This window comes from Francisella uliginis, from assembly GCF_001895265.1.
Lineage (GTDB): Bacteria > Pseudomonadota > Gammaproteobacteria > Francisellales > Francisellaceae > Francisella > Francisella uliginis.
The window spans coordinates 2,087,776-2,102,176 of record NZ_CP016796.1 but is presented as its reverse complement, the minus strand read 5'-3'; the positions used below and the strand labels follow the sequence as shown (position 1 = coordinate 2,102,176).

Sequence of the window (14,401 nt, the reverse complement as noted above, 5' to 3'; positions counted from 1 at the left end):
ATTGTTATAATATTTGTGTTTAATAATAGGTTAAAATTATTTGGTGAATTATGTGTGGAGTAATTGGGGTTGCAGGACCTAATCAGGTCAGTTATGCGCTGTTTTATGGTTTAAGTCTTTTACAACATAGAGGTCAAGATGCTGCAGGTATCGCGACTATGGATCAAGGCCATTTCTTTATGCGAAAAAATACTGGCTTAGTTAGTGATGTTTTTACAGATGAGAAGCTTGAGAAATCAAAAGGTAACATGGGGATTGGTCATGTTAGGTATCCGACTGCGGGAAGTCTCGGAGCTGCAGATAGCCAACCTTTCTATGTAAATAACCCTCATGGTATTGTTTTTGCACATAATGGCAATTTAACTAATGTACCTGAGTTAGCAAAGATGTTACATGATATTGAAAGACGTCATCTAAATACAACTTCTGATTCAGAACTTCTGCTAAATTTCTTTGCTTGTGGTATGAATAAATCTAAAGGTTGTCCTACTACACATGCTGTATATAAGGCATGTGAGTTTGTTTTTAAACACGCTAAAGGTGGCTATGCTTGTACAGCAATGATTGCTAACTTTGGTCTGGTAGCATTTAGAGACCCGTATGGAATTCGACCATTAGTTCTTGGTGTTAAAGAATATGATAATGGTGAAAAAGCCTATATGGTAGCTAGTGAAAGTGTTTCACTTGATATTTCAGGATTTAGAGTGCTACGAGATGTAGAGCCCGGAGAAGTTATTATTATTACTGAAGATATGAAGGTCCATTCAAAAATATGTGCTAAGAAACCTATTTTAGCACCTTGCTTATTCGAGTATGTATATTTTGCTCGTCCAGATAGTATTATGAACGGGGTTAGTGTTTATCAAGCAAGAGTAGATGCTGGTAAAGCTTTAAGTAAAAGAATAATAGATGCTTGGAAAGATAAGGATATAGATATTGTAATTCCAGTTCCTGAGACTGGTAGGGCATCAGCTCAAGAGATTGCAACAGCGTTAAAAGTTGAGTATAGAGAAGGATTTGTAAAAAATAGATATATCGGCAGAACATTTATAATGCCTGAAAATGTTGATAGAAAGAATTTTGTTAGAAGAAAACTAAATCCAATTCCAGCAGAGTTTAAAGATAAGAATGTTTTACTTGTAGATGACTCTATTGTACGTGGTACAACATCTAAGCGTATTATCGAGATGATTAGGGATTTAGGCGCAAAATCAGTATATTTAGCATCAGTATCGCCAGCTGTGTGTTATCCAAATGTTTATGGTATAGATATGCCAGTTAAGTCTGATCTTATCGCTCATGGTAAATCATTAGAAGAAATTCGCCAGTGGATTGGTGTGGATGGGCTTATATATTTGCCACTATCAGATTTAAAAGAGATTGTTCAAAAGCAAAACCCTGATATTACTGAATTTGAAGATAGTGTTTTCTCTGGTAACTATATTACAGGTGATGTCGATGAAGCATACTTAGATGAGCTTGAAAGACATAGAAATGAATTAAAAGAGTTAGAAAAGAAATATAAAGGGTTTGATAGCTAATGATTAAGATTTTTAAGGGTTTAAGTGCATTATCTCCATTTAGAAGAGAAAAGGTTTTAGCAGATGCTAAAAGAATATCTAATAAAGTTGAGTCTATTTCTGCTGAATATATTCATGTAGTTGAAAGTTCTCAAAATCTTAGTGATAAGCAGATAGAGATTATAAGCTCATTGCTTAACTACAACAAAGAGTATGGTTCAGCAGAGCCAAAGGGACATACTTTTATTACAGCTCCTAGAGTTGGCACAATTTCACCATGGTCATCAAAGGCTACAGATATTATCAAAAATACTGGTATTGATGTTGTTAAAAGAGTTGAAAGAGCAGTTCTTTTTGGTGTCGAAGGTAAGGTCTCTGAAAATGAACTAAAGCAAATTGAGGATCTTGTCCATGATCGTATGGTTGAAGAGGTTTTTGTTTGTGAAAAAGATCTTCAGCGTTTATTTGATGTTACAGCTCCTAAAGAGTTGGAGTTTGTCAATGTTTTAGAAAATGGTGCCGAAGCTATCAAAGATGCTGATAAAAAGCTTGGTTTAGCTCTAAGTGAGCAAGAAATTGACTATTTAGCTGATGAATATACAAAGCTTGGTAGAAATCCTACAGATACAGAACTGTATATGTTTGCCCAAGCGAACTCTGAGCATTGTAGACATAAGATCTTTAATGCAAAGTGGACTATCGATAATCAAGAGCAAGATAAATCGCTATTTAAGATGATCCGCAACACTACTGAGAAATCCCCCAAAGGCGTACTTTCAGCTTATAAAGATAATGCTGCTGTGATAGAGGGTGCAACGGCTCAGAGATTCTATTCAAATACACAAACAGGAGTTTATAACTTCAATCAAGAAGAAGTTGATATCCTGATGAAAGTTGAGACACATAACCATCCTACAGCTATTGCACCATTTAGTGGTTCTGCGACTGGCATAGGTGGCGAGATTCGTGATGAAGGTGCAACAGGTCTTGGAGCTAAACCAAAAGCTGGTTTAACTGGTTTTACAGTTTCAAACCTAAATATTCCAGGTTTTGAACAGGCTTGGGAGTGTAATAAATACGGCAAACCTTATCATATTGTAACACCGCTACAAATTATGTTAGAGGCTCCGATAGGAGGTGCTCACTACTCCAATGAGTTTGGTAGACCTAATATAAATGGTTATTTTCGTACTTTTGAGCAAGAGGTGAATACTTCTGCTGGTAAAGAGATGTTTGGTTATCATAAGCCGATTATGATTGCTGGTGGTATGGGTAATATCAAGAGGATGCATGTTGAGAAGGGCGATATCAATGTTGGTGCTAAGCTAATCTGTCTTGGTGGTCCTGCAATGCGTATTGGTCTTGGAGGAGGTGCTGCATCATCTGTTGTATCTTCTGATGCTAATTCAGAGCTGGATTTTGCATCTGTTCAGCGTGATAATGCTGAGATGGAGCGTCGTTGCCAAGAGGTTATCGATAGATGTTGGCAAATGGGTGAGCATAACCCAATCACATTTATCCATGATGTTGGTGCAGGTGGTATCTCAAATGCGTTTCCTGAGCTTGTGAAAGATGGTAATGTTGGTGGTCACTTTGAGCTTAGAAAAGTAAATGTTGGCGAAGAGGGACTTTCTCCGTTAGAGATATGGTCAAATGAGTCACAAGAAAGATATGTATTATCAGTTGACCCTGAATCATTAGAGCTTTTTGAACAACTTTGTAACAGAGAAAGATGTCCGTTTGCAGTTGTTGGTGAGGCAATCTCTGAGAAGCATATTACGCTAAATGATGAATATTTCGATAATAAGCCAGTTGATTTACCAATGGGACTATTATTTGGTAATACACCACAAATGCATATCGATGTAAAAACTGTCAAAGTAGAGCAAGATGCTTTTGATACGAGCGCTATTAAGCTTGATGATGCGATTGAAAGAGTGCTAAAAGTACCAGCTGTAGCTTCTAAATCTTTTCTAATCACAATTGGCGATAGAAGTATTACAGGTATGGTTGCTCGTGATCAAATGGTTGGACCATGGCAAGTACCTGTGGCTGATTGTGCTGTAACAACTGCTACAGTAGATAGTCAAGCAGGTGAGGCTATGGCAATGGGGGAGAGAACTCCTGTTGCGTCTATTAATGCAGCTGCCTCTGGTAGATTAGCAATTGCTGAGACTGTAACAAATCTACTAGCTTCTGATATTGAAAAGCTAAGTGATATTCGCCTCTCTGCAAACTGGATGGTTGCTGCAAATCAGGGCGATGAAAACCAAAAATTATATGAGACTGTAAAAGCTGTCGGTATGGAGTTTGCACCAGAGTTGGGTATTGCAATACCAGTTGGTAAAGACTCAATGTCTATGAAAACAAAGTGGTCAGATAACGGTCAAGCTAAATCGGTAACATCGCCATTATCGCTAGTGATTTCAGGTTTCTCACCTGTGACGAATGCACGTAAGACTCTTACACCAGTCTTAGTTGATGATAATGATACAACTGTTTTACATATTGATCTATCAAATGGTGCAGGTAGACTTGGAGCTTCATGTTTAGCCCAAGCTTATAATCAAGTTGGTAATGTTGCTCCTGATGTTGAAGCTAGTAAAGTAAAAGTGCTATTTGAAAATATCACAAAGCTAAAAGCTGAAAATAAAATCCTAGCATATCATGATGTATCTGATGGCGGTGTATTTGCAACTTTAGCAGAGATGTCATTTGCAGGGCGTAAAGGTTTAGATATTAAATTACAAACTCAAGATATATTAGCAAAACTCTTCGCTGAAGAAGTTGGAGCTGTTATCCAAGTTAAAAATAGTGATATGGCACTAGTTGAAGAGATGTTTAAAGACACTCAAATTCACCTGTGTGCAATAGCTAAGCTAAACTCTAGCGACGAGTTAAATATATTTGCAAATGGTGAGAAAGTATACTCAAACACACGTGTGAATTTACAAAGATGGTGGACTGAGACTTCTTATCAAATCCAATCAATCCGTGATAATAGCGAGTGTGCGAAGCAAGAGTTTGATAGTATTTTAAATACTGATGATAAAGGTATCCATGTTGATGCGAGCTTTGATCTTGAAGAAGATATTACAGCTAGGTTTGTCAACATTGAGAAGCCAAAAGTTGCAATTCTAAGAGAGCAAGGTGTCAACGGTCAAGTTGAGATGGCAGCAGCATTTACTACAGCCGGTTTTGAGGCTCATGATGTGCATATGTCAGATTTACATGCTGGGCGTGTAACTTTGGCAGATTTCAAAGTATTAGTAGCTTGTGGTGGTTTCTCGTATGGAGATGTTTTAGGTGCTGGCGGCGGCTGGGCAAAGAATATCCTATTTACCGAGAAGCTAAGAGATGAGTTTAGTAAATTCTTTGGACGTGATGATACTTTAGCATTAGGTGTGTGTAATGGTTGTCAAATGCTTGCACAGCTTAAATCACTAATCAAAGGTGCTGAAAACTGGCCAATATTTATCAAGAATAAATCAGAGCAGTTTGAGGCTAGAGCTTCTATGATTGAGATTCAAGAATCTGATTCTATTTGGTTCGCTGATATGGCAGGCACAAAAGCACCAATTGCGGTAGCTCATGGTGAAGGTCGACCATTATTTGAAAATGACAGTCAGCAACAAGCTATGTTAGCAAGTTCGCAAGTAGCTCTTAAATATATCGATGGACAAGGTCAAGCAACAGAAGTCTATCCATATAATCCAAATGGTGCAGTAAATGGTCTAACAGCTGTCACAGCTCTAAATGGTCGTGTACTTGCAATGATGCCGCATCCAGAGCGTGTCTATAGAGCAATTACAAACTCGCATATCCCAGCAGAGTATGATGAGTATTCTGTATGGATGAGAATGTTTAGAAATGCTAGGAAGTGGGTTCGATAATTTAATGAATTTTAAAAAAGTATTGCTAACACCTTTTTATATTGTAGAAATTTTTACTTGGAGCAAAAGCTTTAAGAGAAATCCTATTATAGGAAGTTATTTGTTAAATTTTTTTGGTTTGCATATTTTTCGAGTATGGGTTTCTTACATATTTTTTCGATTAAGGTTGTTACAATTATTTTGGCTTTTAGATAAAGATAATAGAAAAGAGTTTAGGCAGAAAGGATATTTGTTTTTTGAAAATATATTAAATCAAAAAGACTATGAAATAATAAAGAAAATGGTTTACTCAGATAAATTCGGTGAACATTTTATTAAGGAAGGTTCAACTCTTGTTAAGAGGCATTATGTTTCATCAGAAATACTTAAAAAAATTGAGAATAAAAAGTTAAAAAAGTTACTGAAGTATATTTCTTCTGTAGGGTCATATCCTCTAATGGGTTTTGAGAGTGTATGTCAGTCAAAACAAAGTACTAAGGTTAAAGATACTCAATCTAATTGGCATAGAGATACTTTTCATCCTTGTGTAAAAGGTTGGTTATATTTCAATGATGTGGATTCTAATAATGGGAGCTTTGAATATTTAGAAGGTTCGCATAAGTTAACATTAAAAAGAATTATATGGGAATATAAAGAGAGTCTTTTGGCATGTAAGAATCATAGTAGGGGATATGATGGAGCTTTTAGAATAAGTGAAAATGATATCAAAAGGAGTTTTAAATTAAATAAAAGTGTAACTTGTAAAGTTCCTGAAGGAACATTAGTTGTAGCAAATGTATTTGGTTTTCATAGAAGAGGAGATGTTTCTTTAAGGGGGAGTGAAGTTTCTAGGTCAAGTCTATGGTTTCAAGCAAGATCATATCCATTTTCACCATTTCCACTAAGAGCTTTATCAGGAGTTAGGACTTATATAGCACAATCATATAGGAAAAGAGAATATAAGCAAAAGCTTAGTAAGCATAAAGGTGATTTATAGTTTTTTGTAGCTAGAATTTTATAAGTCATGAGTTTTTGTTAAAAGTCATTTGCTTAAGGTATTAGATAGGATTTAAACATACTTTTGAGACAAACTCGTAACACTGGCTTATGGGATATGCTAGAATATTTATAATTATTTTAAACGTTTAAAATGCTTATCTTATTAGTAGAGATATTAAAGTTAACCCTGAAGAGGGTAGAGTTTGGTAAGTGGTATTTGCAGAAATAGATTCTAAAAACTTATTTCTTAGATTCCGCGGTCAAGCCTGACGGAATGACATACCACTTTTAATACAGTTACACCTCTTCACCAACAGCGAAGGGGAGTTCTTATGATTAGAATCAAAAATGATAAGTTATTAGCAGAGATTAGTGAACTAGGAGCAGAAGTCAGAGCTGTCGTAAATATCGAGACAGATCATCAATATATGTGGTCTGGAGATGGACGAGTTTGGGCTGGAGTATCACCAGTATTATTTCCAGTAGTTGGTAAATCTCATGATAATGAAATCAAATACCAAGGTAGAGAATATCCTATGGGTAATCACGGTCTTGCTCGCCATACTGTATTTAACATTGTTTTACATAGTGAAAATAGTGTTATCTTAGCTATGGAAACTAGCAAAGATAATTACCCTTTTAGATTAAGGTTTGAGGTTACATATACTCTTGAAGCTAATAAACTTATCACTGAGTATAATATCATAAATCTAGATGATGGTGTTGCATCATGTGGGTTTGGAGCCCACCCAGCGTTTGCTTGTCCTTTTGATGATAAACATAAATTTAGTGATTATGAGATTACATTTTCAGAGCAGAAATTAGATTTCCATACTATTACATCAGAGGCCTTTTATACTGGAGATATTAAGCATTTCAAACTATCAAGAGTTGATTTAGATAATCATACTTTCGACAATGATGCTCTTGTGTATAGTGGCTTCACAGATAAAAGAGTTAGACTTGCTGAGAAAGATTCTAATCGTTATATCGAGGTGACTTTTGACGGTTTTGAATATCTTGGCTTATGGTCAAAACCAAAAGCTAATGCGCCATATGTATGTATCGAGCCATGGTGTGGTAGAAGTGATACATTAGGTATGGATCTTGATATAGAGTATCGTATAGGTAATGTTGATATTGAACCTCAGCAAAATTTTTCTCGTTCATATACAATAGAGTTTGGATATTAACCTTTATGAAAAGCGAAACAAAATCTAAAAAGGAGATGGTGTGTTAGCTAATACTATAGGAGTTGGTGGAGATGTCCTTGTGATTATTGCCTTCTTCTTATTACAAATAAATAAAGTTAAATCTAATGATTTAAGTTACTTAGTACTAAATATACTAGGGTCTTTTGGGGTTTTGTTTTCATTAATTTATCATTGGAATTTACCAGCTTTTATCATAGAAGGCGCTTGGGTGATAATTAGTGCTTACGGTATATATAACTATTTTAAAAATAAGAATATTAAATCTTCAGCACAAAATTAATTATTTTTATGGGAAATGTTTTGAAGAGTATCAATATAAGTTGCTTTTAATACATAATTATCATAATTGGGGTTACTAACAGGGATAAGTGAGTAGATAGCCATCTCTTTTTTTACAGTACCAATATTCTTACAGTCTGTTTCATCAGTGACTATTTTTAGTTTTCTCTCTCCAAGAGGGGTGATCGTTTCAAATATGATGTTTAAACAGTTTTCATATTTATGATTATTGATTTCGAAGCTAGGAATTTCCTTGTGGACAATTAATTTTTCTCTAACATCGCCGTATCGTTCTGGATGTTGCATGTCTACTTCACGATTCAAGCGTAATTTCTCAGGAAGTAGGATGCTACTGTCTTTATAGAAATTATCAGTAACTCGAATGGATCCTTTGGTAAAAAATGAATCATCGTTGATTGTATAGTACATATTATATTTACCAATCATCTTATCTTGTGAGTTAAAAATTTTGGTTGTATATAGGCATTTTGTTTTGTCTGAATTACAGCTTTCTATTGTAATATCTAAGAAGATTTTTTTCTTTGTTTTTAGATCAACTCTCTTGTAATGATATGTTGAGCCAACATTAGTAGAAACATAGTTACTAGCTTTGAAAATAGGGCCATTATATGTAGAGCAACTTGTTATGAGGCTAGCTAATACTAGTAAGGATAACAAGTTTTTCATTAGCTTATGATTTTTTTATTGATGATAGGATACTCTTATAAACTATAGGTGAGTTATAACCATGAGTTTCTTTAAAGTTCTCTTTTACTAATCCAATACCTTTACAGTAGATCTCATGGCTTATTGTGTCAATTGGCTTATTATCTATTTTAATACTTGTTTTAGTTTCAAGTTCAATACAGTTTTTATAACTTGTGCCATTTACATTTATTTCAGGGATTTGTTTCGTAAATTCATAAGAGTTTTTAAATTTGCCAGTTGCATTTGTACCATTATCGTTTCTTACCTTATTGAACACAATATTTGCAGGGAGCAATAAAGTTTCTTTTTCTGAGTTTGGGTATTTAATATAAACAGCACCGTCTTTTTTTATATCATATGAGTAGTCAGACTCTGATTCATCAAAACTCTTTTTAGTAGGGTGCTTTATTTTACTGACGTATTTACATAAGGTTTTATCGCTATTACAGTCTTTTATCTTAGTTTCGATTAAGAAGTTGTCATTATCATTTGCCTCAACTCTTTGGTAAGTATAAGTTGTTCCTGTCTTAGTTGAAATATAGTCGCTGCCTTTTAAATCTGAACTATAGCCAAGAGATATAGATGCAACGATCGCAGTATATATAAATATTTGTTTTTTCATACTAATTTCTTCCATAATTTATCTAAGTTTGACTTTATCACATTTGAGATAAAATCTGTATTTATAACTACATAAATTGGTCAGTAATATTTGCTTAATAAGTTTTTCTTATAAGGAATTTTTGGTTATAAATCATACTCAAGCTAGCTGTTGTCGATATGATAAATAGGTTGACAATATTACTCTATTTGAGAAAATTAAAGCATATTTAACGTTGGTTTAGATAGTTCAATTAGGTTTTAGTTGTATGCTGGTGCTTTAGGTTTTTTGATGACTAAAGTATTTTAGGTATGTGCTTGCTTATAATTTATCAAATAGGGATAGTGAAATGATAAAAAGATATGATGTGGCAGAAATTTCAAAAATATGGGCAGATGAAAATAAATATCGTAAGATGCTTGAGGTTGAGCTAGCTATTTTAGAAGCTTTAGAAGATAAAATGGTTCCTAAAGGTACTGCTACAGAGATTCGCTCTAAGGCAGAGATCAAGCCAGATAGAGTAGATGAGATAGAAAAGGTTACAAAACATGACATTATTGCGTTTTGTACTTCAATTGCAGAACAATTTACAGCTGAGACTGGTAAATTTTTCCATTTTGGTGTGACATCATCAGATATTATTGATTCAGCTTTAAGCCTACAAGTTCGTGAGTCTTTAGAGTTTGTTGTTAAAGATCTAGAAGCTCTATGTGATTCACTATTAGCAAAAGCACAAGAAACAAAAGAAATCATTACTATGGGAAGAAGCCATGGCATGTTTGCCGAGCCGATGAGTTTTGGTCAGAAGTTCTTAGGTGCATATGTTGAGTTTAAGCGTAGGTTAAAAGATCTTAAAGAGTTCCAAAAAGATGGGTTGACTATACAGTTCTCAGGAGCAGTTGGTAACTACTGTATCTTAACGACAGAAGATGAGAAAAAAGCAGCAGATATCTTAGGCCTACCAGTTGAAGAGGTTTCTACTCAAGTTATTCCTAGAGATAGAATAGCTAAACTTATCTCTATCCACGGACTTATTGCTTCAGCTATCGAGAGATTGGCAGTTGAGATTAGACATTTACATAGAAGTGATGTTTTTGAGGTTTATGAAGGTTTCTCTAAAGGGCAAAAAGGCTCATCAACTATGCCGCATAAGAAAAATCCAATCTCTACTGAAAACTTAACAGGTATGGCTAGAATGCTTAGATCGCATGTGTCAGTAGCTTTAGAGAATTGTGTATTATGGCATGAAAGAGATATTTCACATTCATCGGCTGAGCGTTTCTATCTTCCAGATAACTTTGGCATTATGGTTTATACATTACGTAGAATGAAAAATACAATTGATAACTTAGTAGTTCAGAAAGATATCATTGAAGATAGAGTTAGAAGTACTAGTGCATATTTATCAAGCTTCTATCTACATTTCCTAGTAGCAAATACGCCGTTTATGCGTGAAGATTGTTATAAGATTGTTCAACAGGTAGCTTTTGATCTTAAGTCAGGAGAGTCTTTCTCTAAAAAATTACAAAAAGTTATGCAAGATGAGCATAATATTATCCTTGATATTCCTGAGATGGATTTTGAAGGTATCAAAAATACTTATCTAAAAGAAATTGATAATGTTTTTGAAAGAAGTATAAAGTAAGTTTGTTAATCAAAATAAATAATAGTTCTTTAATATTGTTAATCTTATAAATTTAAATTCTATAATAATTTACTAGTAAGTTATAAAAATTAAAATCTCTTCAGAGATATAGCCGTTCTCCTTAGTAAAGATATTAGTTACTTATGCTTTTTATGATGTTCCCTGGTATGTTCTTTATGATCATGTTGCTTTGTTTTATGATGCTTATGACTTGATGGATCAGAATGAGTTTGTACTGAATGTTTATTATGGCTAGGATCTCCACCATGTTGCGTATGTGGGTGTGATTTTTGATGATCTAAATGATCTTTGTTGTGTTTGTGATCCTTATTATCGTATTTATTATCCATTGTATTTGATGTGGATACTTTAGTTTTTTGCATTTTTTCTGACATAATATTCAACCTCAAGTTTGATTAGTGTCAAATTAATGGTAGCAAATAGTCATATTATATGGAAGAATCTAGAGTATGTTTGGGAATCATTCTTAACAAAAATTAATTCTCTGAAGTAGACTTTTAAAAAATCTAGACTATACTAAAGAAGTATAATTCATGACTAGTATTTACTATGTTATATAAGCAAATAAAAACTGTATTAAAAATACCGAGACATACTGTGTATACTCTCATAATATATAGTATATTACTAGGCTTTTTATCTCTTACTATTCCAGTATCTGTACAAACCTTGGTTAACTTGGTTGGAGTTAGTTTATCTATTCGACCTGTCATATCGCTTATTACTATACTTTTTATACTTTTAACGGCAGCTTTTTTTGTAAGAATATTTCAGTTAAAATTAGTTGAAGATATACAGCGAAAAGTTTTTGTAGAAACTGTTTTAAGAATTGTTTCTGCTATTCATAGAGTTGACTTTGAGAAGTTAAAAAAGATAAATATTAGAGAAAAGATTAATAGAACTTTTGAGCTAAAGTTTCTGCAAAAGTCAGTTGCTGTAATTTTTATTATCCTACTTGATATTTTTCTACAAACTTTATTTTGTGTGATTATTTTGGCATTTTATCATCCTTTATTTTTATTATTTGATATTTTGCTTGTTACATGTATCTTGCTTACGATATTTATTCCATTAAGAGCAGGTTATGAGGCGGGCCTTAAAGAGTCTAATGCAGTATATGATGTTGTTTACTGGTTTGAAGAAAAAACAGCAGAATTTCTATCGTTTCGCCAGCTTCCTGAAGAAAGTTCTGTAAATAAAGTTGATACGAAATTATGTGATTATCTAGAAAGTAGGAAAGATTTCTTTAGTGTTCTTTTTAGGCAGCACGTTTATATTGGACTAACTTATATTTTTATCAATATTTTACTTCTAGGTATTGGGAGCTATTTGATAATAAATGGTCAGCTTTCAATAGGCCAGTTGATTGCTGCAGAGCTTCTGGTAAATATAGTTTTATTAGGATTATTAAAGTTTAGTCAATATTTATATGATTGCTATGGCTTTTTAGTAGCAACTCGAAAAGTTTTAGATCTTTTAGAAGTATCAGATCAGCAAGAAATTTCATCTGAGCATAAGAATGCTGAACTTACGGTAGATGTGAGATTATTAGAGGTTAACTTAGGGGATGGAAAGGAATACTCTTTTGACTTTAATCAAAATCATTTCAATAAACTTTCTTTATCAACTCAAGCAGCTCAAGCTTTATTAAACGCTTTCTTTGATGATACTTCAGATAATACAGTTAAGGTTAATGGTGTTTGTATTAGAAACTATAGAAAAGATCAGGTCAGTGATAATATCCATATTGCTAGTGGTATAGAAGTCGTTGCAGGTACTGTATTAGATAATTTATGTGATGATCTTTCTCAAGAAAAGTTAAAGTACTTAAGTGAATTGTTGGATGTGTTTGAGATTAGCTTTTTAGAGAAAGAATTTGAGAAGCGTATTGACTCTCAGACAATCAAATATAATATCGTTTTTGATAGTGAAGTTGTGCTTAAAATGAATATTGTAAGAGCAATTTTGAAAGATCCTAAACTTTTAGTGTTAATTGATACGTATGGTTTGGCTAGTAAAGATAGTGATCTTACAATCACACAAATTTTGGCAAAATTAAAAACACCAACATTAATAATATCTATCGACTAAAGGGGCGGTTACTTAGATGCAATTAAAATCATATTCAATGCTAAAAAAAGACCCTAGTTTTAAAAAAATAATTTTTTTAGTGTTATTAAGTATTTTTGCTGTTGGAGTTATTTTAGCGATGATCCCTTGGCAGCAAACAGTTGATGGCTATGGAGATGTTACTACTTTATCGCCATCAGAAAGACAACAAAACATTTCTGCTCCTATTGGTGGAAGATTAGGTAAATGGTATGTTTTTGAAGGTGATAGAGTTAAAAAAGGTGATCCTATAGTTGAAGTTTTGGATCTAGATCCTGAGGTTGTATCTAGACTTGAAGATGAAAAAGCTGCTATAGAACTAGGCATAAAATCTGTAAAGCTAGCTATTAAAAATACTAAAAAAAATATTGAAAGACATAAATATCTTGTAACAAAAGGTGCAAGTACTCAAAGAATTTATGAGCAAGCTCAGATGGAGATGGTTAACTATACCAAAGATCTTGCCAAGGCAAATGTTGATTTAGCAAAAGTTAAAGTTCAGATCGCACGTCAACAGAGCCGTTTAGTTAGAGCTCCAGCAGATGGGGTTATTGTTGATCGTATCCATGGAATTGGAGGAGTGATAGTTAAAGCCACAGATGTTTTAGCAACGATCGTGCCAGATAGTAAGTCTCGAATAACTGAATTATGGCTAAATAGTATGGATATTCCTCTTGTTAATATTGGTGATAAGGTGATGCTACAGTTTGAGGGCTGGCCAGCAATACAGTTTAGTGGATGGCCTCAAGTTGCTATCGGTACTTTTGAGGGGGAAATAATATTTATTTCACCACAGAATAATGCTCAAGGGCAGTTCAAAATTTTTGTAAAACAAAGTGGCAGCCGTGATTGGCCATCTCCAGAAGTACTTAGACTAGGTACAAAAGTTCATGGCTGGGTATTGCTAAATAATGTTAGCTTAGGATATGAGTTATGGCGCAGGTATAATGGTTTTCCAATAAACTTAAATAGTAGTGAGCTTCATATTGGTGTTGACAAGAGTAAAGTAGTAAAGAAGCCGACCACTCTCAAAGAGCAAATTAATAGTCAGCCATCAAATATAAAATAACTTTAGTATATCTTTCTTTATTTTTATGAGTATTTTATAATTTTAAAGGTATTTATTTCTAAAAATTTATTTAGGTGTTTAAATGGACAAAAAATTAGTAAAACATATTGCTAAGTTATCTAGTTTTGATTTAACTGATACTCAGCTTGAGCAATATACACAAGATCTTACAAATATTTGTGAGATTTTAGATACAGTCAAAGATTTTGATGCACAAGGTGTACAACCTATGGTTTCACCTATTAGTATGGATTTTAAATTTCGTGAAGATATTCCTCAAGATCAAGATAATAGAGCAAGTTTTGATAAATTTGCTTGTGAAGTTGTTGATGATTATTTCATGGTGCCACAGGTTGTTAAATAG

Annotated in this window: 12 protein-coding genes; 9 read left to right on the top strand and 3 right to left on the bottom strand. The window is 33.6% G+C overall.

What is annotated here, in order from left to right; all coding sequences use genetic code 11:
* Nucleotides 1-50: 50 nt before the first annotated feature.
* The 5 genes from purF (at nucleotide 51) to F7310_RS09730 (ending at nucleotide 7,885) form a co-directional block, all read left to right on the top strand.
* Nucleotides 51-1,541, top strand: a complete 1,491-nt coding sequence (purF, locus tag F7310_RS09750; protein ID WP_072713390.1) for an amidophosphoribosyltransferase — start codon at nucleotides 51-53, stop codon at nucleotides 1,539-1,541.
* Nucleotides 1,541-5,413 carry a phosphoribosylformylglycinamidine synthase gene (purL, locus tag F7310_RS09745; RefSeq protein ID WP_072713389.1) on the top strand — a complete coding sequence of 1,291 codons (3,873 nt, stop codon included), beginning with the start codon at nucleotides 1,541-1,543 and terminating at the stop codon, nucleotides 5,411-5,413. Before purF ends, purL begins: the two co-directional genes overlap by 1 nt.
* A gap of 166 nt (nucleotides 5,414-5,579) precedes the next feature.
* A complete protein-coding gene (locus F7310_RS09740) occupies nucleotides 5,580-6,389 on the top strand; it encodes a phytanoyl-CoA dioxygenase family protein (protein ID WP_158513258.1) in 810 nt (269 codons plus the stop codon).
* Between the two features lie 334 nt (nucleotides 6,390-6,723).
* Nucleotides 6,724-7,584: an aldose 1-epimerase family protein gene (locus tag F7310_RS09735; RefSeq protein WP_072713387.1), complete on the top strand. Its 861-nt coding sequence runs from the start codon at nucleotides 6,724-6,726 to the stop codon at nucleotides 7,582-7,584.
* A 40-nt stretch (nucleotides 7,585-7,624) separates the two neighbouring features.
* On the top strand, nucleotides 7,625-7,885 hold the full coding sequence (locus F7310_RS09730; RefSeq protein WP_072713386.1) for a CBU_0592 family membrane protein: 261 nt from the start codon (nucleotides 7,625-7,627) through the stop codon (nucleotides 7,883-7,885).
* Here F7310_RS09730 and F7310_RS09725 read toward each other — a convergent pair.
* Together F7310_RS09725 and F7310_RS09720 are read right to left on the bottom strand one after the other, a co-directional pair.
* Nucleotides 7,882-8,571: a hypothetical protein gene (locus tag F7310_RS09725; protein ID WP_072713385.1), complete on the bottom strand. Its 690-nt coding sequence runs from the start codon at nucleotides 8,569-8,571 to the stop codon at nucleotides 7,882-7,884. The genes F7310_RS09730 and F7310_RS09725 overlap by 4 nt on opposite strands.
* Nucleotides 8,572-8,575: 4 nt before the next feature.
* Entirely contained in the window at nucleotides 8,576-9,214 is a 639-nt protein-coding gene (locus tag F7310_RS09720; protein ID WP_072713584.1) for a hypothetical protein, read from the bottom strand.
* A gap of 328 nt (nucleotides 9,215-9,542) precedes the next feature.
* Between F7310_RS09720 and purB the strand changes: the two genes are divergently transcribed.
* Nucleotides 9,543-10,838, top strand: a complete 1,296-nt coding sequence (purB, locus tag F7310_RS09715) for an adenylosuccinate lyase (RefSeq protein WP_072713583.1) — start codon at nucleotides 9,543-9,545, stop codon at nucleotides 10,836-10,838.
* A 137-nt stretch (nucleotides 10,839-10,975) separates the two neighbouring features.
* Here the strand turns inward: purB and F7310_RS09710 are convergent, their stop codons facing one another.
* Complete coding sequence (locus F7310_RS09710; RefSeq protein WP_072713384.1) at nucleotides 10,976-11,233, bottom strand: hypothetical protein; 258 nt, start codon at nucleotides 11,231-11,233, stop codon at nucleotides 10,976-10,978.
* A 175-nt stretch (nucleotides 11,234-11,408) separates the two neighbouring features.
* Between F7310_RS09710 and F7310_RS09705 the strand changes: the two genes are divergently transcribed.
* From F7310_RS09705 to gatC, 3 genes are all read left to right on the top strand, one after another.
* The gene (locus tag F7310_RS09705) at nucleotides 11,409-12,950 is read left to right on the top strand and encodes an ATP-binding cassette domain-containing protein (protein ID WP_072713383.1); all 1,542 of its coding nucleotides are present in this window, start codon (nucleotides 11,409-11,411) and stop codon (nucleotides 12,948-12,950) included.
* Nucleotides 12,951-12,966: 16 nt separating this feature from the next.
* The gene (locus F7310_RS09700; RefSeq protein ID WP_072713382.1) at nucleotides 12,967-14,037 is read left to right on the top strand and encodes an HlyD family secretion protein; all 1,071 of its coding nucleotides are present in this window, start codon (nucleotides 12,967-12,969) and stop codon (nucleotides 14,035-14,037) included.
* Nucleotides 14,038-14,119: 82 nt separating this feature from the next.
* Nucleotides 14,120-14,401, top strand: a complete 282-nt coding sequence (gatC, locus tag F7310_RS09695) for an Asp-tRNA(Asn)/Glu-tRNA(Gln) amidotransferase subunit GatC (RefSeq protein WP_072713381.1) — start codon at nucleotides 14,120-14,122, stop codon at nucleotides 14,399-14,401.